Consider the following 21362-nt stretch of genomic DNA (forward strand, 5'->3'; position numbering starts at 1 on the left):
TGGCTCTCGATCTGACGTCGTGTTAGCGCTCGCTGATGGCTCGCAGGTTATCGGAGGTGAAGAAGTCGCGTTTCAGGCGGGGGTTGCCACCTTCGTCGGTGATCCAGCGAATATCGTTCTTGCCCGCGCCGATCGAAGTCATGTCGAAGAGATAACGCGCATCGGCCAGGTTGTACTGGACCTGGGCTTCCACGTCGCAAGCGCCCGTCTCGTACACGGGAATCGAGAGCCCTTCGCGCACCTTCCAGATCTGCCCTTGCTTGTCATAGTCAACGGCCATCAAGGCGTTCCAGCTGTCCTCGTCGATGTAGAACAGGCGCTTTGGTGCCTGGTGGCGCATGCCTTGGCGGACATTGGCCTCGACCACCCAGACGCGATGCAGCTCATAGCGACGCGACTGCGGCGCAACCGAGTCGTTGCCGGCAAAATCCTCTGCTTTGGCGGACGTGTCATAGGCGCCAAAAACGTTGTAAGGCACCAGCAGTTCCTGCTTGCCAAGCAGTTTCCAGTCGAAGCGGTCCATGGCCCCGAAGAACACGTTCGCTTCATCGACGGTGTATTGGTTGTCCAGGCCAATCTGCGGCGCGTCGTAGGAATAGGACGGCATGCGGCGCACGCGACGCTGGCCGGGGAAGTAGTAGAAGGTCGTGGCCTGTTCGCCGGCCACGGCAGTCTGCACCGCGGCCTGACCGGCCAGGGCGGCGGGCTCCTGGTAGTTGAAGAAGGTGGCGTTTTCCAGGCGACCGACGGATGAGAAGAGCGCACTGCCCTTTTTGCCCCATGGTGTGAAGAAGACCGTGTCTGTCGACTGGCGTAACCATTCCCCACCCTTGCGCGGCGAAATCCCGGAAATGCTCCGGGGCAGTTCGACGCCCACCCCGCGATAGCGCATCTTCATGTTCCACATCACCTCGGCACCGGTGCTGGGCATGGGGAACGGGATACCCGGAACATGCGCTTCCTCGAGGGCGACACCGGCAGCATCAAGCTTGGCGAAGCCAACGTTCTGCTTGGTGTTCTCGGCCACGAAGTCTGGAGCGCCGCAGGTACGACGGGTCGGATAGACATTCATGCGATAGCCTGGAACTTTCTTGAACAGTTCAAGCTGGCCGGGGGACAGCTTGCTCGCATGCTGCGCCACATTGTTCGAGTCGATGCTGTAGAGGGGTTTATCGCCCTTGAACTTCCAGTGCTCCCCGCGGACCTGGCCGTAACTCCATCCCGCCCCCTGCTGCCCAGGTTGCGTCCAGGCCGGAATGTCCCCGCCGGAACTTGCGGCGATCTCTCCCCCCAGGGGAGTCAGCTTCGAACCCAGCGCCTCAGGCCCCATGGTCGCAGCCTGGACCGAGAAAATCGCAGTCGATGCCGCAATAGTCACCAGCAGCTGCCTGATAACACGGCGGGTGGATACGTTACCTTCCAGCCGTTCAGTCACATCTTTCATTGGAGGATCCTCAAACAAAGGGCTTTGATCGATGGCAGGGCCTTCCAGACGGAAAAATCGGTTCCTGCCACACATCCGATCATCTGACATGGTCAATTGACCATGTCAGATGATCATGAGGCAAGCCATATGCCAGAATCCAAAATCTAATTATTTCTTTATAAAAAACAAACAGTTACAGTCTGTCGGAGATCTGCGTATGTCGACCTACTGCCCCATAATGGGAATTAAGGAAACACCTGTTACCAAGAAGTGCTTGGTCATGGGGCAAAAGAGCCAGCCTGAGTGTGCGTCGTAACTTGGCGAAAACTGCCTTTGCCAGTTTGGATAGCCAGGGTTCCTACCCTCGTTACTTGCACAACGGACATTGCTTGGTTCTAACAGCAGAGGCTGTGTAGATCTGCTCGCTAACAACAAAAAAAAGCCGCCCAGGAGGGCGGCAAAGAAGCAGGCCTACGGCCAGCCATGGAGTAGTAGATTATTCCTGATACGAAAACATGGAGTATTCGAAACAGCACGCCTTTACAGGAACGGAACAGCTCGCTATGCAGTGCAGACTTACCTGGAATGAAGAAGCGAGTAAGAAGAATCTTTCCTCGAACGTTCCAGCGCACCATAGGCGTAATACAGCTGCACAATCGAATATGACCAAGCCAGGAAGGCGCAGGTCATGAAGATCATTTTTGTGTCATCGCCCGGAATCGGGAAGAAGTCGTACCGAAGTGCCACGGTCAGCCCCGCCGCCCCGCCCAGGACAGTAGCCAGTGCGTGGAATACCTCTCCGGCACGTGCCAATCGCCAGGTAAAGTAGCAAAGGTACAACGTGTAGATTGACCACATGAGCATATAGAAGTAAGGCAGCGACTCCTTAACGATGCCGGATAGAAAGTAGACACCTGTAGCGGCAAAACCCGCCACGAACAGGCTGATGTCTTTCGCGAGAGATGGCTTGTAATTGTGCGTAACCGCCATCAACCCAAGCGTCGCGATAATAGGCACGCCAACCCCTCGTGAAAAGGCGTCGAGAAAGATCGCGACGTTGTAATTGGCTTGCCAGCCCGTGGCTATAAACGTAGTGAAGTTCGACGCGGAGATCCCCACAATCAAGAACTCCAGGCCGAGCAAATAATTATTCCGCCGGATGAATGCCACGCCATAACTTAGCCCGCAAATCACCAGAAGAATGCATGAGACCAGTGCAAATATATCTATCAGTTCCACGATAACAGCCTCTTTAAATAGTGTCGCGCCGATGCCTCGCCTCTGCCCATGCGTCGGGGCAACAATAGGGCGCCATTAATGTCCCCCCCGCATTGTTCTCAGCCTTTCAAAGCGTTGTCTTTACGCACTTTGTTGTCGGTCCACGCATCAAGTAGCTTGGCCGCTGCAAAAGCGGACTGTATAGCGCACCATTGAAATGGCTCAGGCAGCATGGAGGGGGTCTTGTGCTGCAGCGCCGCTAGAAGTGGAGGCTCTTTGCCGTTGATCCGCCCGGCGAAAAGCGCCCCCATGAGCGATTGAGTAGCCAGGCCATGGCCCGAACAACCCGCGGTATAGAAAATATTCTGTTTCGCACCCATTGCACCGATGACGGGTAGGAAGTCGTAAGCCCCACTGATGTATCCGCTCCAGCAGTGCTGAATGCCAAGACCTTGCAACGAGGGATAGCGCTCGCGCAGTACCCGGGCCAATGCGGTATAGGCGCGATAATCCGGGACATTGGGGGTCTTCGAGCCGTAGGCATAGCCCAACTCTTTCACCGTTAACACCATGGTGTCATGGGCCGTCAGGCGGTGGCTCTCCATCGTGTAGTGCGGCGTGATGAGCCCTTCCCGCCCTTTCCAACCCAGGGACGCCAGTTGCTCCGCCGACAGCGGCTGGGTTTCGATTGCCGAAACGCGGATCGGCGCAACCTTGTTACGTAGCACCCCCAACTGAGGCGTATAGGCGTTGGTTGCCAGCACCATTACCGGTGCGGTTGCGCTACCGAGAGCGGTCTTGCAGGTGATGACCGACCCTTCACTGTAGGAAAGCAACGGGGTGCGTTCGTAAAGTTTTACCCCCGCCAGGATTGCCGCGCGACGCAGGCCGCTGACGTACTTCCCAGGATTCAAGGTGCCACCGCGCTGCTCGCTGCCAAACAGGAATGCCGGCGGGATTCCCCGCACGCGCATCTCGGCACTATCCACAAAGCGGGTCACAGAGCCCAACTTATGCCCCAGCTCCATATTCGCGCGCAGCCGCTTTTCCTGGCTAGGATGAACAGCAGCCCGGATAACCCCCGAGGGATTGTAATCACAGTCGATACCCAAGGCCGTCAAACGCTCTTCCACGTAAGTGACGGCCTCGTCGTAGAAACTGACGAAGCTCTTTGCCTGCTCCATCCCCACCCGCTTGACGAAGACGTCGCACTCGATACCCATGCTGCCGAGCAGATAGCCCGCATTGCGCCCACTGGCACCGAAGCCGGCGAACTCCTGCTCCAGGACAATGACTTTCGCCCCAAGAGCCGTAAGCTCGAGCGCGGTTGACAGGCCGGCAAAACCACCTCCGACCACGATCACATCGGCGTGCTCATGGCCTTTGAGTTCCGGCTGCAGGTCGACCGGCCGCTCCACCCACCCGCCAAGATTGCGAAATCTCAGGGTTTCAGAACCGTTGCGGGCCTCTGTATTCGAAGCTTTCATTCGCTTCACTCCTACGTGCACTCAGTCAATATTTGCGTGCACGAACATCTCATCGGGCACGACAGCACTCGCAATGAAAATGAACGGCGGCGCAGTTGTGCGCTGATCGGCGTCGGCCGCTCTCCCTGACGTTAAAGTCGGTACAGGCAAAGCAGGCCTCGAAGAGACGTCGACCACTCCTCAAACCGTGGGGCGCCCCCACAGGGTCGATTTGAAAGGCTTAAAAGCCTTTACCCGCCCCGGCGAAAGAAGGCATGGCCAGCAGCTCTTGCGGGTCGCGCATCTGGCCATCGACTTCCACCCACCCCAGCAACGTGCTACTGCAGCTCCAACCCAGCAGGCGCTGCATTTCTGCGGGGAGCTGACGCAGCCGCTCAATGGGGATGGAAAGGAAGTGATTTTCTTCCAGTCGCAAGAATGCCAAGTCATAGGCCATCGTGAGGCCGGTTCGAGGCGCCGAGGACGTGTTGGCGCCACCTCCGTGGTACACCGACCCCATCCACAAAAGCGCAGAGCCCGCCGGCATTTCCGCCGCGATGGTTTCGTCTTGAGTGGGCATTCGCTCGTCATTCCACTCGTGGCTTCCGGGAATGACACGCGTTGCACCGTTCTCTTCGGTAAAGTCTGAAAGGGCCAGCATCATTTGCAGCCGAGCCTCACGACCGTACTGGGGGTGACGCCAGAGCGAGGTGGTATCGTCGCGGTGCAGCGGTTGCCGGCCTTGCCCCGGACCGATCTGAATAGCCTGGGTAATGCTGAGTTGAATATCAGGCTCGACCTCGATTCGATCCTCCCCCACCCAGACATGCGCAGGGACTTGCAAGATTTTTCTCGCCGCCCCGAGAAATAGGGGATTGAGTGCCACCTCCACCGCCGTGTCGCTTCGCCCGATAATTCGTGCGACACGGCGTGTCTGCGTGCCAGCGAAGTAAGGATCCACACCGCACGGCGTTGCACTCAAATAGGGCTCCAGCTCTTCAGCAAGGGACTTCAGCGTTTCTCCCGAGACAAAGTTGGAAATAACGACGGCGCCGTCCCGCTTGATAATCTCCACCACCTGCTCGATCGGCGCATCGCAGCTTACGGTCGATAGTTTTCGTGCCTGCATGTACATCTCCTGCTGTGTGATCGGATGCTCTAGTCAACAACCTGCGCCCGCCCCACATCCGTCGCCTTCATTGCGGGGCCTAAGCGCCCATGAACTCAGGAAGGATGGGTAAATCGACGAGCTGGGATGTGCTCATTAGCTCGCCCCTGATCTGTCGAGTCATGGGCGCGCCCACGCATTGAGCCAGATTGGGCTCAGGACCTGATCAATTGACCAAGTCGAATGATCACAAGCAGTTTGTGTGCCGCTTTTTTGCCAAGGGGTCCAAAGCCAGGAAAATCAAAGCCCCCCGCTCGCCGCGACTGCAGCGCCGGTGATACCTCACGACCCACTTCGCAGCTGAACTTGTTTCGGCGCCCCACGACAGACTGGGTATTTAGGAAACAACCGCTGCTTTTGGGTGCGTAAGGGAGGGCATCACTCATGGGGCGACAAGGCGAAGCCCTGACGGTCACCCATGTCGATTCATGGATTGGGGAGCTACCATGCGTTAGCATTCACGCTTTTCGACGCCGAACCAGGTTGCTGGCGGCAACACCGTAAGGAGATTGTCTACATGGCTCGGATGGGCGCCGAACAGCGCAAACAAGACTTCATTGAAGCAACCGTGAAGGTGATTGCCGAGCACGGGGTAGCTAACGCGACGACTCGGCGTATCGCCGCCCAGGCAAAGTCTCCGCTGGCCTCGTTGCACTACGTATTTCATACCAAGGATGATTTGTTCTGCGCCGTCTACGAGTCCCTGATTAACATGCCGCAGCAGTCATTGGCGCGCGCGCCAACAGGTGCCGGCGCGGCAGAGTCGGCGGCAGAGATACTGCGTCAGTTGGTCAAATGGTTTACTGCCCACCCCGACCTGGCCACGACCCAGTTCGAGCTCTTCTTCTGGAACCTGCGCAACAACCCGGCAATGGCTGCCAGGATTTATTCGATTTCTGTCGAAGCGATAGAGCAGAGAATCGAGATGGTTGCCAATCCCAAGCTGGACAAGACCGCGTCGACCACCATCAGCCGGTTAGTGATCAATTTGTTCGACGGACTCCTGCTCGCCTGGTCAGCCCACGGTGATATGGAGCGCTTGGAGGCCGAGACGGAGGCGGCCTGTCGCGCTGTAAAACTACTGGCTGCCAGCTACTGACCCTGTGCTCGGATGTGCCCCTGCTCCATGCCGCATGGCAGCGTGATGCTTGCGCTGCCTTGCCCGGCTAGCCGATTGGCTGCCATTGCCTCCCTCAAGCCAACCGCCCGCCATCGCCGTCCAGCGATACCTCAGTGGGATACACAGCCTATTGAAGAATCTCGGCGTATGGAGGTTGACGTCCCACAGGCCGCATCCTTGCGCCCCTGACATGAACTGCCGTTTTGGCTGACCGGCGCTACCAGCCTGCCTGTGTCAGCGAAGCCGATCGCCCTTCCCCGCATAGCACGTTGCGGCCATCGCAGCATCGATCCTTAGTCATCCTTCATCACGCAGACAACGTCAGCCTTTGCACGACGCCTTGAGTCGAGGTGTGCAAAACATCCCAAACCAATAGATTTCAGGTGCATTTCGCACCTTGTCCATACCATCGGCGGCATTTATCGTGGTCATGCGATCAAGTCAAACGAACAAGTCTCTATAACACAACAATAGGAGGCGCTATGTCTTCCCACGCTATTCTTCCGATTGAGCCGCTGGATGTTTTGATCATCGGAGCTGGGGTGTCGGGTATCGGCGCAGCTGCTTACCTGCGACGCTATCAGCCTCACAAAACCTTTGCGATCCTGGAATCCCGTGAGCGTGCGGGTGGTACCTGGGACTTGTTCCGTTACCCCGGCATCCGCTCCGACTCGGACCTCTTCACTTTCGGTTTCGACTTCAAGCCCTGGACCAAAGCCAAGTCATTGGCGGACGCCGCAGACATCCTTGAGTATCTGCGCGAGACCGTTGACGAGTACGGGCTGCAGGAACGCATCCAGTACCAGCAAAAAGTGCTTTGCGCGGACTGGGAAAGCGAGAAAGGATTGTGGACGGTCAAAGTCAAGGACGGCAACACGACAGAGCCCCGCACCATTCAATGCCGCTGGCTGTTCAGCGCAGGCGGTTACTATCGTTATGACCAAGGATTCACCCCTCGCTTTGAAGGCACAGAGCAATTCAAGGGGCAGATCATCCATCCGCAACACTGGCCCGAAGACCTGGATTACAGCGGTAAACGCGTGGTCGTGATTGGCAGCGGAGCAACGGCCGTGACGTTGATTCCGGCCATGGCGGACAAAGTAGCCAGCATCACCATGCTGCAGCGCACCCCCTCTTACATCATCAATCAACCGGCCACCGACTCCATTGCAGCCTTTCTACGCAAAGTCCTGCCGGCGCAAACCGCCTACTCACTGACACGCTACAAGAACGCCAAGATCACGCTGGCCTTCTGGGGATTCTGCCAACGCTTCCCCAAACTTTCCCGCAAGCTGCTCCTCTGGCTGACCAAGAAAGAGCTGCCCAAGGACTACCCTGTCGACGTTCATTTCAACCCACCCTACAACCCCTGGGACCAGCGACTGTGCTCTGTTCCTGAAGGCGATTTATTCAAGGCAATCAGTGCGGGTAAAGCCTCCGTCGTCACCGATCATATCGAGCGGTTTACGGAATCGGGCGTTTTGCTCAGATCAGGCCAAGAGCTCAAAGCCGACATCGTCATCACAGCCACCGGGCTCAATGTCCAGCTGTTTGGTGGAGTGACCTTGCACAAGGACGGTAAACCGGTGGTGCTGAGCAAGACCCTGGCTTACAAAGGCATGATGCTGTCCGGCGTGCCCAATTTTGCTTTTGCAGTGGGCTACACAAACTCTTCCTGGACCTTGAAAGTGTGCCTGCTGTGCGATCATTTCTGTCGCTTGCTGGGCTTCATGGATGGGCATGGCTACAACGTTTGCGAGCCCAAGGCCCCGGACGGAATTGAAACCCGCCCCTTGCTGGACTTTGGCGCTGGATACGTACAACGCGCCTTGGACAGCATGCCGCGCCAGGGCCCGTGCGAGCCCTGGGTGATGTCGATGGATTACTTCCGCGACGTCAAGCTGCTGCGCCGAGGAACGGTTGCCGAAAGCTGCCTCAAATTCACCGCAATACCCGCTGCTCCCCTGCGCACTGGCGCCGAACTACAGACCCAGGGTAGCGGGCGATGAGCGCGGATCGGTTCTGTGAATTACCAGGCCAGCGCAGGCTCTGCTATCGCAGCCACGGATCTGAAACGGCCCCGCCGGTCATTCTCATCGTCGGCCTGGGGCTGCAACTGACCTATTGGCCGCAACCGATCATCGCCGGCCTGGTTGAGCAGGGATTGCGCGTCATCACGCTGGACAACCGTGATTCGGGCAGGTCCTTTTTCACCGAGGTGACGCCACCCACGGTCATGCAGCAGTTCTTCCGCAAGCCGACCACAGGTTACGACCTGGGTGACATGGCCGATGATGTGATCGGGCTCATGAATGGCTTGCAACTGGAGACGGCGCACGTCATGGGGATGTCGATGGGCGGCATGATCGCCCAGACACTCGCCGCCCGTTACCCTGAGCGCGTCAGGACCCTCACCTCGATCTTCTCGACCACCGGTTCCCTGCGAGTCGGCCAGCCAGCGCTCAAAGCGATTTTGCAACTCCTGCGCCGCCCACCCAGGACTCAGCATGAAAGTGTTCGCGACTATATAGACATCATGCGTCTCATTGGCTCGACACTTGAGTGCAATGAACAAGCCTTGCGTGACTATGCCATGCAGGCTTGGGAACGAGGCGGCGGTGAGTCAGGCAACCTCGGGACTGCCAGGCAGATTGGCGCCATCATCAACTCGGGCGACCGCACGCAAGAACTACGGCGGATTGGCTGCAGCACGCTGGTCATTCATGGGGATAAAGACCTCATGGTCGCAACCAGCGGAGGTTTCGCCACTGCCGCTGCGGTTCCCGGGGCGCGCTTAGTTCTGTTGCCGGGGATGGGGCATGATCTCCCTCCCTCCCTATCAGGCACGCTGCTGTCTCTCTTGGCAACCCATATGCGTTAGAAACAAACGTTGCATTTTAGGGGCGTGTTGTTTAGCGCCCCTCTTTTTACCCATTAGAACTTGAGTCTGGCCGTTTGCAGCGCATTGCGGTTGCTCAAGTTCCATGGAAATCAAAACAACAAGAACCCGGCTTGTGCGAAACCGTCGAGCCACACATCACCTGTCTGGGCTGTTACTGCGGCCTGGTGCTGATGCTCCTTCACTGCCCTTTTAACAATGACAACTAAGCCGCAAAGGCAAGAGGTATGTATGGAATTCAAGTTCTTACTCCCCAGCAAAGTTGTGATGGAGCCTGGCCTGCGTGAGCGCACCGGCGAACATCTGCGTGAACTTGGCCTGGAGCGCATCCTGATCGTCACCGATGCCGGGGTTAAGGCGGCAGGTCTGTTGACCAGCGTGTATGCCAGCCTGGAAAAATCGGGCATTTCCTTCGATGAAATCTCGGACGTCAAGGCCAACCCTCGCAGCGCAGACATCAATCACGCTGCACAGATGTACCGCGGCAAAGGTATCGATGGCCTCCTGGCCATTGGCGGGGGCAGCGCGATGGACGCAGCCAAAGCCATCAGCCTGCTCCTGACCCACGAGGGCCGGATCGAGGACTACGAGGGCTCTTTCAAACTGAAGCACGCCATACCGCCTATTGTGGCGATCCCTACCACGTCGGGCACCGGTAGCGAGGTGACGTGCTTCTCGGTGGTCACCGACACAGCACGCCACTTCAAGATGAACGTTCTGGATTATCGAATCGGCCCAGTACTGGCCCTGCTCGACTCGCACATCACCACGACGCTTCCGTCGTCGATTGCCGCCGCGACCGGGATGGATGCCTTGACCCATGCCATCGAAGCCTACACCTGTCGCGTATCGAATCCGATCAGCGATGGTCTGGCGCTGCATGCCATCCGCTTGATCAGCCAGCACCTCAAGCCGGCAGTGCAAGAGCCGGATAACTTGAAGGCCCGCGAGCAGATGCTGGTGGCAAGCCTGATCGCCGGCATGGCATTCGGCAACGCGGACGTTGGCAGCGTGCACTGCATTTCCGAGGCCATCGGTGGCATGTACGACACGCCGCACGGCGTGGGCAACGCGATCTTCCTGCCCTTTGTGTTCGGCCACAATCGTGACGCTGACATTCTCCGGCACGCTCAGGTTGCCTACGCGCTGGGGATCGATCCCAACCTCTCGCCGGTCGATGCCGCCGAGGCGGCTGTCGGCCACCTGTTCCAGATGAGCAGGGACCTGGGCATTCCCCGCTTCGCCGAAGTGAAGGGCGTGCGCGAAGAGGACTTCCTGAGCATTGCTGAAAAGTCGAAGAACAACTTTTCGGACCCCAGCAATGCCAAGGAAATGACCGTGCAGACCTACCGCGAAATCGTCGCCGCTGCTTACAACTTCGTAGAGTGAGGGGTGTCAGTCATGAACGAATCAACCCCGAACGCTTCGTTGAAGCGCACCCTGGGCCCGTTTTCCGTTCTGCTCTTCGGTTTGGCATTCCTTGCCCCGTTGATTGTCTTCGGCACCTATGGGGTCATCTCGCAGGCAAGCCAGAACACCACGGCAATGTCCTATGGGATCGCGGCGATCGGCGTCATTTTCACCGCGTTGAGCTACGGTCGCCTGGTCAGGGTGTTCCCGGCAGCCGGTTCGGCCTATACCTATACCCGCAAGATGCTGAATGCGAATCTCGGGTTCATGGTGGGCTGGGCCGCCCTGCTCGACTACTTCTTCATTCCGATGCTGATCTGGTTGCTCGGCGCCAGCTATCTGAACATGGCCTTTCCCGATGTGCCGCAGTGGGTATGGATCCTGGGTTTCATTGTCAGCACGACGCTGCTGAATATCCTGGGCATCCAGGTGGCGAACCGGTTCAACGTCTTACTGATGCTGGTACAGCTTGCCATCATTGCCGTGTTCATCGGTCTCTGCTGGCATTACATCACTGTCGCCAACGGCCCTGGTGGGCTGCTGTCGGCCAAGCCGTTCTTCAACCAGCAAGTGCCGTTCGCCACGACCATGGCCGGCGCGGCCATTGCCGCCTATTCATTCCTGGGCTTCGACGCGCTGTCCACGCTCAGCGAGGAAACCAGGGATCCGAGCCGGACGATTCCACGCGCCATTCTGCTGGTCGCCTTGATCGGTGGTGCGGTGTACGTCGGCTCCTCGTACTTCATGTATCTGGCCCATCCCTCCCTCGAGTTCGTGAATGTGGATGGCGCGGCATTCGAGATTGCCCGGATGATCGGCGGGGACCTGTTCTTCGCCGTGGTATTGGCAGGCATCATCATCGCCCACTTCGCCGCGGGCATGTCGTTCCAGGCGAGCGTGGGTCGGCTGCTGTACGCCCTCGGTCGGGACAACCAACTGCCACGCAAGTTGTTCGGCGTCCTGCACCCTCGCTACCAGACACCGGCCTTCAACATCCTGCTCTGCGGTGCTTTCGGCACGGCAGGTTTCGCAATGACGATCGCCACCGCAACGTCCCTGGTGAACTTCGGCGCCTTTCTCGCCTTCACCGCAGTCAATCTTTGCGCGTTGCGGCTGACCTTCGATGCCCGCGTCAAAGACGGAGCCGGGCTTCTGCGAGGTGTGATCTTCCCCCTCATTGGCCTGGTCACGGCCGCCTGGATGCTCGCCAGCCTGGATAAAGACGCACTGATCATGGGCTGTGGCTGGCTGGGCATAGGCGCCGTTTATCTCGCCTGCCGTACCAGCCTCTTCCGCAGCCCTGTAGCGGATGCCCTGGTGTAGCGATCGCCCTTCAATCGAGCGTTCTGACAACAACCACAAGGCAAGCTCCCGGGTTTGCCGTTCAATGGCGAGAATCGATATGCAAACCAAACTGCTGATCAATGGTGTGCTCGTGGCCGGCGAAGGCGAAAGCCTGGCCGTGTACAACCCTTCCCTGGGCAGTGTCCTGGTGCAGACCGCCGAGGCGAGCCGCTCCCAGGTTCACGCATCGGTCCAGAGCGCAAGCGCGGCTTATGAGGCGTGGTCACAAACACCCCCCAAGGATCGCGCGGCGTTGTTGCTCAAGCTCGCCGACCGCATCGATGCACAGGCGCAAGTGTTCGCTCGCCTGGAGGCGGACAACTGCGGCAAGCCTTTCACTGCCGTGCTGCAGGACGAGCTGCCAGCCGTATCGGACGTGTTCCGCTTCTTTGCCGGCGCCGTTCGCTGCCTGCAGGGTTCGGCGGCGGGCGAGTATCTGCCGGGCCATACCTCGATGATCCGCCGCGACCCGGTGGGCGTCGTCGCCTCCATCGCACCGTGGAACTATCCGCTGCTGATGGCGGCCTGGAAACTCGGCCCGGCATTGGCCGCCGGTAACACCGTGGTGCTGAAACCCTCGGAACATACGCCGATGACCACCTTGAAACTGGGAGAGCTGCTCGCCGACATCTTCCCCGCCGGCGTGGTCAACATCGTCCACGGCCGCGGTGCTTCGGTGGGCGAGCCGCTGACCAACCACCCGCAGGTCCGGATGGTGTCGCTCACCGGTTCCGTTCGCACCGGCAGCCGGATCATCGAAGGCACGGCCGACAGCGTGAAGCGGATGCACATGGAACTGGGTGGCAAGGCGCCGGTGCTGATCTTCGATGACGCCGACATCGATGCCGCTGTCGAGGGCATCAGCGCCTTCGGCTTCTACAACGCCGGGCAGGACTGTACCGCTGCCTGTCGCATCTATGTACAGAAGGCGGTCTATGCGCAGTTCGTGCGCAAGCTCGGGGAGGTGGTGTCCAGTATCAAATGCGGGCTTCAGGATGACCCGGCGACGCAGATGGGCCCACTGATCACCCAAGAGCACTTCGAACGTGTCGAGGGTTTTGTGCAGCGTGCCAAGGCGCTTCCACACATCGAGGTCGTCACTGGCGGCAAGCCGGTCGCGGGCCCTGGATTCTTCTTCGAGCCGACGGTATTGGCCGGCGCGAAGCAGGAAGACGAGGTGGTATGCCGTGAAATCTTCGGCCCGGTGGTGACGGTTTCGGAATTCGAGGATGAAGCCCAGGCACTGGCGTGGGCCAATGACTCCGACTACGGCCTGGCGTCTTCGGTGTGGACCTGCGACGCAGGTCGGGCCCATCGGCTGGCCGCGCGCCTGCAATACGGCTGCACTTGGGTCAATACCCACTTCATGCTGGTCAGCGAGATGCCCCATGGCGGCGTGAAGCTGTCCGGGTACGGCAAGGACCTCTCCATGTACGGCCTGGAAGACTACACCGTGGTGCGACATGTGATGTTCAAGCACTGATCGAAGCAACGCCGCATAAATCCCGGGACCCAGCGTCCCGCCCCTCGCCCAGACAACGACAAGAGGTTATGTATGAACAATATCGAGACGTTCAAGAGACTAGAATCCAACGTGCGGATGTATTGCCGCGACCTGCCCCTGGTCTTCGATACGGCCCAAGGCAGCAAGATCCACGCCGAAGATGGTCGCGACTATCTGGACTTCTTCGCCGGTGCCGGCGCCCTGAACTATGGCCACAACGATCCGCGCATGCGTGATGCCTTGATCGAATACCTTTCGGCCAACGGTGTGACCCATGGTCTCGACCTGCATACCAGCACCAAGCGTCGGTTCCTGGAGGCGATCGAGCGTGACCTGTTCGAGCCGCGCGGCTGGGACTACAAGGTTCAATTCACCGGCCCGACCGGCGCCGACGCCGTCGAGGCCGCGTTGAAGCTTGCGCGCAAGGCCACGGGGCGCACCAAGATCGTATCCTTCTACGGTGCTTACCACGGCATGACCGCCGGGGCCCTGGCGGTCACCGGCAACCGCACTCGCCGCGGCCCCGGGCTGTCCAGCGACGTGGTGTTCGTGCCGTACGAAGACAGCCCTTACGGCGAATTCGACAGCATTGGTTTTCTCGAGCGCCTGGCCAACGACCAGGGCAGCGGATCGGAATTGCCGGCGGCGGTGATCGTCGAGTCCGTGCAGATTCAGGCCGGTGTCTACGCGGCCTCCAACGAATGGCTGCAACGCTTGCGCCAGTGGACCCGCGATCACGGGGTGCTGCTCATCTGTGACGAGATCCAGGCCGGCTGCGGCCGTACCGGAGACTTCTTCGGCTTCGAGCGTTCCGGGATCGTGCCGGACCTGATCACCTGCGCGAAATCCATCGGCGGCTTTGGCCTGCCGATGGCGATCGTGTTGATTCGCGCTGAGCTGGATATCTGGCAACCCGGCGAGCACATCGGCACGTTCCGCGGCAACCAGCTGGCGTTCCTGACCGCCCGGATCGCGCTCGGCTATTGGCGCGACGAGCAGTTCCTCACATTGCTGGCCGACAACAGCGCGGCCATGGAGCGCGCCGTTGCCGGCTTCGCAGCGATTCCTGGGGTCGCCTCCGCGCGCTGCCGCGGCATGATCGCCGGCATCGACTTCGGCCGCGGCAACCTGGCGTTCGCCAAGGATGCCCAGCAGCGCGTGCTGCAGGCAGGTGTGCTGGTCGACCGCTGCGGCCCGAATGGCGAAGTCATCAAGCTGATGCCACCGGTGAATACCCCGACCGAGCAGCTTGAGGAAGGCTTGAAAGCGTTCGGCGAGTCGGTCGCGGCAGCGCTGAGCCAGTAACTCCAGGGTTCTGCCGTGCGCCATGTGCCGATACACATGGCGCACCCAACCTTCTCACCTGCAGGCAACCATCCGCTTGCGACAGGAACATGAGCCAATGAGCACTGCCACTTCAATCGTTCAGAACGATCTGTCTTCACTCATTCATCCCTACACCAACCTGGCGCAGCACCAAGAGGTCGGGCCATTCGTGATCGCCGGTGGGGACGGCGTGCGGGTCTTCGATGACCAGGGCAATGCCTACATCGAAGCCATGTCGGGCCTGTGGAGCGTTGCCTTGGGCTTCAGTGAAAAGCGCCTGGTCGACGCGGCCGTCGAGCAGTTCAAACAGCTGCCCTACTACCACAGCTTCAGCCACAAGACCCATGCTCCAGCGGCAGCGCTCGCCGCCAAACTGGCCGAGCTGGCGCCCGGCGATCTGAATCATGCGTTCTTCACCAACTCAGGTTCCGAGGCCAACGACTCGGTGGTGAAGGTGGTCTGGTACGTGAACAACGCGCAGGGCAAACCAAACAAGAAGAAATTCATCTCCCGCCAGCAGGCCTATCACGGCACCACCGTCGCCTCCGCGAGCTTGACCGGCATACCGTCGATTCATCGCGATTTCGATCTGCCGGCAATCCCTGTCCATCACCTGACGTGCCCGAACTTCTACCGCTTTGCCCGGCCTGGAGAAACGGAAGAAGCCTTTTCGGCGCGTCTGGCGAATGAACTGGAACGCTACATCCTGGCCGAAGGGCCGGAAACCATCGCCGCGTTCATCGGCGAACCGGTGATCGCGGCAGGCGGCGTGATTCCACCTCCCCAAGGCTACTGGGCGGCGATCCAGGCGGTGTGCAAACGCTACGACATTCTCGTGGTGATTGACGAAATCGTTACGGGTTTTGGCAGGCTTGGCACGATGTTCGGCGCCCAGCTGTACGACATCCAGCCCGATATCATGGTGCTCTCCAAGCAGCTCACCTCGTCCTATCAACCACTGGCAGCCCTGCTGGTGTCCGATGCAATCCATGACGTCCTGGTAAGCCAGAGCCAGCGCCTGGGGGCATTCGTTCATGGCCTGACCACCAGCGGCCATCCCGTCGCCACCGCGGTCGCGCTGGAAAACATCCGCATCATCGAGGAACGCGACCTGGTTGGCCATGTTCAGCGCTTGGCCCCTGTGTTCCAGCACCGGCTGCGCGCTTTCGAAAACCACCCATTGGTAGGCAATGCCCGAGGTGTCGGGCTGATGGGCGGGATCGAACTGGTTGCGGACAAGTCCACCCGCCAACCATTCGCCCAGCCAGGTGCGTTGGGTAGCTACCTGTTCAAACAGGCTCACAAGCATGGGCTGATCATTCGCGCCATCTACGACACGATCGCCTTCTGTCCGCCGCTGATTACGACGCAGGACGATGTTGATGCGATCTTCAACGCATTTGGTAGGACGTTGGATGACGCAACGCACTGGGCTCGGTCACAGAACCTTCTGTGAGCTGGGGCTTGCACGGCCGCTAAAGGCTGCACCCGTTGGCGGTGCGGATAACTTCACCAATCACGTAAAACAATAATCATGAGGGTTTGACTGTGGGCGAACACAATGATGCCTGCTCCGACTTTGATGTGTCCGTAGTCGGACTCGGGGCCATGGGAACAATCATGGCGCAAGCGTTTCTCAAGCAAGGCAAACGCGTAGCGATCTGGAATCGATCACCCGGCAAGGCCGCAGCGCTCGTGGCCGCCGGCGCTCACCTCTGCGACTCTGCCGAAGCCGCGCTGAGCGCAAGCCCGGTCGCGATCTTCGTGCTGCTGGACAACCACGCGACACACGAGGTGCTTGGGATGCCGGGTGTGGCGCGTGCACTCGCCAAGCGCACGATCGTCGATTACACGACCAACGCCAAGGACGAGGGCCTGGCGCTTCAGGCGCTGATCAATCGGGCGGGCGGTCATTACGTCAAAGGGGCGATCGTGGCCTACCCTCGCAACGTCGGCCATCGTGAAAGTCACTGCATCCATACCGGCGACCGTGAGGCCTTCGAGCAGCATCGGGCGCTACTTGAAGTACTCGCCGGCCATACGGTGTTCCTTCCCTGGGAACAAGCATTCGCCTTTGCGACCGTGCTCCACGCCCATGCATTTGCCGCGATGGTTGCATTTTTCGAGGCCGTGGGTGCGAGCGATCGGTTTGGCATGCCTGTTTCGAAAACGGCCCGGCTCCTGCTCGACACGTCACGCTTTTTCATCGCCGACGCACTCGAGGAAGCGGTACGCCGGCTCGAAGCGCGGGATTTCGCGGGCGATCAGGCGAGGCTTGATGTGCATGCGGGCGCCTTCGCGCACATTGCCCAATCCATGCACGCACAAAGTGCCTGGACGCCGGTGTTCGACGCCGTGTGTCAGGTCGTGCAGCGCGCGGAATCGATGGGCTATGGCGAGCAGGACATCGTGGCCGCCACCCAGGTGTTCGCCCGCGAGCACGACACCTCTAAAGAGGCATGACTGCGCGGTTACAGGCCTCTCGGATCGAACCCGACGACAACAATCATAAAAAATCGCTGGAGGATCATATGCGCCGATTTGGTTTTCTACTGGCCGTCTTGATGCTGGTCATTTTCCTGAGTGCCCTTCTTGCCCCAAGGCCGTCCCTCGTCCACCAAGGGACGGCGCGACACACGGGGCATCCGACTATCAGCATCGGGGATATCTTCAGAGGTTACTAGCGAGGTGTCACGCGGCCGCTGGCACTCATCCGCCAGCGACCGCTTGTGACTCAATGATCTATTGCACCGCTGGCACCAAGGCCCGTCTGGGCCCGTACGAACTGATCGGCGAAGGCCGCCCTTTCCGCCTTGGCCCGCGCGCTGCGGTCCAGCCGGGAAACGGCATATGCCACCAAAAACGCCAGCGGCATGGAAAACAGCGCAGGCTGGGTATAGGGGAACAGCGGCTCGGCGAAGTGCAAGACATCCACCCACACCAGCTTGGAAAACACCACGAACCCCATGGCGCTGAGCAACCCTACGTAGCCACCGGCCAACGCGCCACGCGTGGTCAGCCCCGACCAGAACATCGACAGGAACAGCACCGGGAAGTTGGCCGAGGCGGCGATGCCAAAGGCCAGCGCGACCATGAAGGCCACGTTGATATTTTCGAACACGATGCCCAGGGCTATCGCCACCAACCCAAGGCCCAGGGTGGCCAGCTTGGTCACCCGCAACTCCTGGGCCTCGCTGGCCGATCCCTTCATCATCACCCGCGCATACAGGTCGTGGGCTATCGCGGATGCCCCGGCCAGGGCCAGGCCTGAAACCACGGCCAGGATGGTGGCGAAGGTCACTGCCGACAAAAAGCCCAGCAACAGGTTGCCGCCGACCGCCTGGGCCAGGTGCATGACCACCATGTTGCCCCCGCCCAGCAGCTTGCCACCCACCTGCCCACCCTCGAAGAACTGCGGCTGCTGGCTGACGATCACGATCGACGCCAAGCCCAGCAGGAAAATGACATTGAAGAAGTAACCGATGAACCCGGTGGCATAGAGCACGGATTTACGTGCCTCCCGGGCATCGCTGACGGTGAAGAACCGCATCAGGATATGCGGCAGTCCGGCCGTTCCGAATACCAGCCCCAGGCTCAGCGACAGTGCTGTCAATGGGTCGGCCAGCAGGCTGCCAGGCGCCAGTAGGCGTTCGCCCAGGGCATGGGTGTCCATGGCCTGGGTGACCAGCGTGTCATAGCTGAAGTCGAACTCGCGCATCGCCAGAAACAGGACCAGCGAGCCGCCGACCAGCAGCAGGAACGCCTTGATGATCTGCACCCAGGTGGTCGCCACCATGCCGCCAAAGGTGACATACAGCATCATCAGCGCGCCGACGATCACCAAGGCGATGTGGTAGTCCAGGCCAAACAGCAGCCTGATCAGTTGCCCGGCCCCGACCATCTGCGCCACCAGGTAGAAACACACCACGGTCAGCGAGCCGATGGCGGCCATGGTGCGCACCTTGCCTTGGTCGAGGCGGTACGAGGTGATGTCGGCGAAGGTGAAGCGGCCCAGGTTGCGCAGCCGCTCGGTCATCAACAGCAACAACACCGGCCAGCCGGCGAAGAAGGCAATGAGGTAGATGTAGCCATCCATGCCGGAGGTATAGATGAGCGCGGTGATCCCCAACAGCGTCGAGGCGGACATGTAGTCACCGGCCAGCGCCAGGCCGTTCTGCCAGCCCAGGATACCGCCGCCGGCGCTGTAGAAGTCCGCCATCGAGCGAGTGCGCCGCGCCGCCCACCAGGTGATGCACAAAGTGAAGAGCACGAACACCATGAACATGCCGATGGCATGCAGGTTGAGGGGCTGACGCTGGCCCGCGTCCAACGCGGGCGACGCCAGCAGCAGGCCAGAGTTCGGCAACAAAGCCAGAGGCAGTAGTTTCTTCATGCGCCCGACTCCTCGTCCAGCCCGGCGACCAACGCCTGGGTCAGGCGATCGAACTCGACATTGGCCCGGTACACATAGAACGCCGACAACGCACAGAAGAACACGAACAGGAAGGCGCCGGCAGCGACGCCGACGGTCATGTTCGACCCTTGGGCCAGGCGCCTGGCAATCAGCTCGGGCCAGAATGACACCAACGCGATGTAGCCATAGAACGTGGCCAGGATCAGCAGGAACAGGCTCAGGGTAAAACGGCTTCTGCGCGCCACCAGTTGCTGGAACCGGACACTGGCGCGAACGCGCGCGTATAACAGGCTGGACATGGGACACCTCGGGCAATGTACTTGTTGTTATGGGATGTGCAAGTGCTGCAGCTCGATCAGTGTTCGGCGCCGGTAGTCTGGGCCTCCTGTTGCCGGGCCCACTCGCGCAGGACGAACTTCTGGATCTTGCCGGTGGCGGTCTTGGGCAACTCCACCAGGGAGACATGGCGCGGCGCCTTGAAGTGCGCCAGGCGCTCGCGGCACCAGCGGATCAGGTCGTCAGCCGTGACACTGGCCTGGGCGTCGGCGCGCAGGGTGACGAAGGCCTGCGGGGTTTCGCCCCAGCGCGAATCGGGGCGCGCCACCACAGCGGCCTCGACCACTTCGGGGTGCTGGTAGAGCACTTCCTCGATTTCCAGCGAGCTGATGTTCTCGCCGCCGGAAATGATGATGTCCTTGGCCCGGTCCTTGATTTCCACATAGCCGTCCGGATGCAGCACGGCCAGATCGCCGGTGTGCAGCCAGCCGTTGGCCAGCGCGCTACGGGTGGCCTGCGGGTTATCCAGGTAGCCTTTCATCACCGTGTTGCCGCGCACCACCAACTCGCCCAGGGTGGACCCGTCGGCCGGGACCGGACGACCGGTGTCGGTATCCAGTACCGTGGCCTCCTCGAGCATCGGGTGGGCGACCCCCTGGCGGCTCATGAACCGGGCGCGAGCCTCCAAAGGCAACTCGTCGACGCCCGGTTGCCACAAACACAGGGTGCTGGGGCCGTAGCTTTCGGTCATGCCGTAGGCGTGGGTGATGCTGAAGCCGCGTGCCTCCATCGCGGCGATCACCGCGATGGGCGGCGCGGCGCCGCCGGTGATCACCGACACCGGCCCGGGAGGCAGGTCGGCATGCCCGGCGTGGATCAGCATCGACATCACCACCGGCGCGGCGCTCAGGTGGGTCACCGCGTGCTCGGCGATAGCGGCGTGGATTGCCTCAGGCTGGACCTTGCGCAGGCACACATGGGTGCCGCCTGAAAGGGTCACTGCCCAGGTATGGCTCCAGCCATTGCAGTGGAACATCGGCAGGGTCCACAGGTAGACGCTGCGCGGCCCGAACTGGAAGACCAGCGCCCCGGCGCAGGCATTGAGGTAGGCGCCGCGGTGATGCAGGACCACGCCCTTGGGATCGCCTGTGGTGCCAGAGGTGTAGTTGATGGCGATCGACTGCCATTCGTTCTGCGGCGCGCTCAGCGGTCGGCCGGGATCGCCCTGGGCCAGGAACGCTTCATAGTCCAGGTCGTGGGGCAAGTCGGCACCTTCGGCCTGGGCATCGTCGATGCCCACCAGCAGTGGCGGCGATTCGAGCATGGCCAGCGCCTGATGGACCACCGCGCCGAACTCGCGGTCGCAGATCAGCACCTTGGCCGCGCAATGGCGCAGGATGAAGGCGATGCTGCGCGCTTCCAGGCGGATATTGATGCACACCAGCACGGCACCGGCGCCGGGCACGCCATAGTGCGCCTCGAGCATCTCGGGGATGTTCGGCGCCAGTATCGCCACCCGCTCGCCCGGCTGCACGCCGACCCGTTCCAGGGCGCTGGCCAGGGCGCGGCTGCGCTGGTGCAGCTGGCGGTAGCTGTAGCGCCGGCCGCCATAAACCACCGCGTCGCGCTCCGGGTATACCTGCGCAGCACGCTTGAGGAACGACAGCGGCGACAGCGGCACATGGTTGGCTTCGTTGGGAGCAAGCTCATGCTCGAAGGTCGGGGTCATCATGACCGGCCCCCCATCGGCACGTTGCCCAGGCATTGAATGTACATACACCTCTCCTGTTT

Annotated in this window: 16 protein-coding genes; 9 read left to right on the forward strand and 7 right to left on the reverse strand. The window is 60.4% G+C overall.

The features are described 5' to 3' along the window. Positions 1-22: 22 nt before the first annotated feature. The 4 genes from BLV20_RS02865 to BLV20_RS02880 form a co-directional block, all read right to left on the reverse strand. On the reverse strand, positions 23-1444 hold the full coding sequence (locus BLV20_RS02865) for a DUF1329 domain-containing protein (protein WP_092296694.1): 1422 nt from the start codon (positions 1442-1444) through the stop codon (positions 23-25). A gap of 558 nt (positions 1445-2002) precedes the next feature. Then, positions 2003-2650 (reverse strand): hypothetical protein, encoded by a 648-nt coding sequence (locus BLV20_RS02870; RefSeq protein ID WP_053261593.1) that lies wholly within the window; start codon positions 2648-2650, stop codon positions 2003-2005. 113 nt (positions 2651-2763) lie between these two features. After that, the gene (locus tag BLV20_RS02875) at positions 2764-4131 is read right to left on the reverse strand and encodes an NAD(P)/FAD-dependent oxidoreductase (protein ID WP_053261202.1); all 1368 of its coding nucleotides are present in this window, start codon (positions 4129-4131) and stop codon (positions 2764-2766) included. A gap of 220 nt (positions 4132-4351) precedes the next feature. Next, positions 4352-5239, reverse strand: a complete 888-nt coding sequence (locus tag BLV20_RS02880; protein ID WP_053261201.1) for a phytanoyl-CoA dioxygenase family protein — start codon at positions 5237-5239, stop codon at positions 4352-4354. 556 nt (positions 5240-5795) lie between these two features. Here BLV20_RS02880 and BLV20_RS02885 point away from each other — a divergent pair. The 9 genes from BLV20_RS02885 to BLV20_RS02925 all read left to right on the forward strand — a co-directional run bounded on the left by BLV20_RS02885 (position 5796) and on the right by BLV20_RS02925 (position 17344). After that, the gene (locus BLV20_RS02885) at positions 5796-6377 is read left to right on the forward strand and encodes a TetR/AcrR family transcriptional regulator (protein ID WP_053261200.1); all 582 of its coding nucleotides are present in this window, start codon (positions 5796-5798) and stop codon (positions 6375-6377) included. Between the two features lie 503 nt (positions 6378-6880). Beyond that, the gene (locus BLV20_RS02890; protein ID WP_053261199.1) at positions 6881-8407 is read left to right on the forward strand and encodes a flavin-containing monooxygenase; all 1527 of its coding nucleotides are present in this window, start codon (positions 6881-6883) and stop codon (positions 8405-8407) included. Then, complete coding sequence (locus tag BLV20_RS02895) at positions 8404-9279, forward strand: alpha/beta fold hydrolase (protein ID WP_053261198.1); 876 nt, start codon at positions 8404-8406, stop codon at positions 9277-9279. The genes BLV20_RS02890 and BLV20_RS02895 overlap by 4 nt, the downstream gene beginning before the upstream one ends. Before the next feature lie 249 nt (positions 9280-9528). Continuing rightward, positions 9529-10686, forward strand: coding sequence for an iron-containing alcohol dehydrogenase (locus BLV20_RS02900; protein WP_053261197.1), 1158 nt, complete (start codon positions 9529-9531; stop codon positions 10684-10686). Between the two features lie 12 nt (positions 10687-10698). Then, positions 10699-12030 carry an APC family permease gene (locus BLV20_RS02905; RefSeq protein WP_092296697.1) on the forward strand — a complete coding sequence of 444 codons (1332 nt, stop codon included), beginning with the start codon at positions 10699-10701 and terminating at the stop codon, positions 12028-12030. A 79-nt stretch (positions 12031-12109) separates the two neighbouring features. Further along, entirely contained in the window at positions 12110-13534 is a 1425-nt protein-coding gene (locus BLV20_RS02910; protein WP_092296700.1) for a gamma-aminobutyraldehyde dehydrogenase, read from the forward strand. A 72-nt stretch (positions 13535-13606) separates the two neighbouring features. Further along, positions 13607-14860: an aspartate aminotransferase family protein gene (locus BLV20_RS02915; protein WP_092296703.1), complete on the forward strand. Its 1254-nt coding sequence runs from the start codon at positions 13607-13609 to the stop codon at positions 14858-14860. A gap of 97 nt (positions 14861-14957) precedes the next feature. Further along, positions 14958-16337 carry an aspartate aminotransferase family protein gene (locus BLV20_RS02920; protein WP_092296706.1) on the forward strand — a complete coding sequence of 460 codons (1380 nt, stop codon included), beginning with the start codon at positions 14958-14960 and terminating at the stop codon, positions 16335-16337. 92 nt (positions 16338-16429) lie between these two features. Next, positions 16430-17344 carry an NAD(P)-dependent oxidoreductase gene (locus BLV20_RS02925; RefSeq protein WP_053261192.1) on the forward strand — a complete coding sequence of 305 codons (915 nt, stop codon included), beginning with the start codon at positions 16430-16432 and terminating at the stop codon, positions 17342-17344. A gap of 271 nt (positions 17345-17615) precedes the next feature. On the opposite strand, the gene BLV20_RS02935 is transcribed toward BLV20_RS02925, so the two are convergent. Genes BLV20_RS02935 through BLV20_RS02945 form a run of 3 tightly spaced genes read right to left on the reverse strand, consistent with a single transcriptional unit; the run spans position 17616 to position 21303 of the window. Next, positions 17616-19274 (reverse strand): cation acetate symporter, encoded by a 1659-nt coding sequence (locus BLV20_RS02935; RefSeq protein ID WP_053261191.1) that lies wholly within the window; start codon positions 19272-19274, stop codon positions 17616-17618. Further along, positions 19271-19594 carry a DUF485 domain-containing protein gene (locus tag BLV20_RS02940; protein ID WP_092296709.1) on the reverse strand — a complete coding sequence of 108 codons (324 nt, stop codon included), beginning with the start codon at positions 19592-19594 and terminating at the stop codon, positions 19271-19273. Before BLV20_RS02940 ends, BLV20_RS02935 begins: the two co-directional genes overlap by 4 nt. A gap of 56 nt (positions 19595-19650) precedes the next feature. Then, on the reverse strand, positions 19651-21303 hold the full coding sequence (locus BLV20_RS02945; protein WP_092297027.1) for a long-chain-fatty-acid--CoA ligase: 1653 nt from the start codon (positions 21301-21303) through the stop codon (positions 19651-19653). Positions 21304-21362 lie beyond the last annotated feature (59 nt).

It is taken from the genome of Pseudomonas sp. NFIX28, from assembly GCF_900107395.1.
GTDB lineage: Bacteria > Pseudomonadota > Gammaproteobacteria > Pseudomonadales > Pseudomonadaceae > Aquipseudomonas.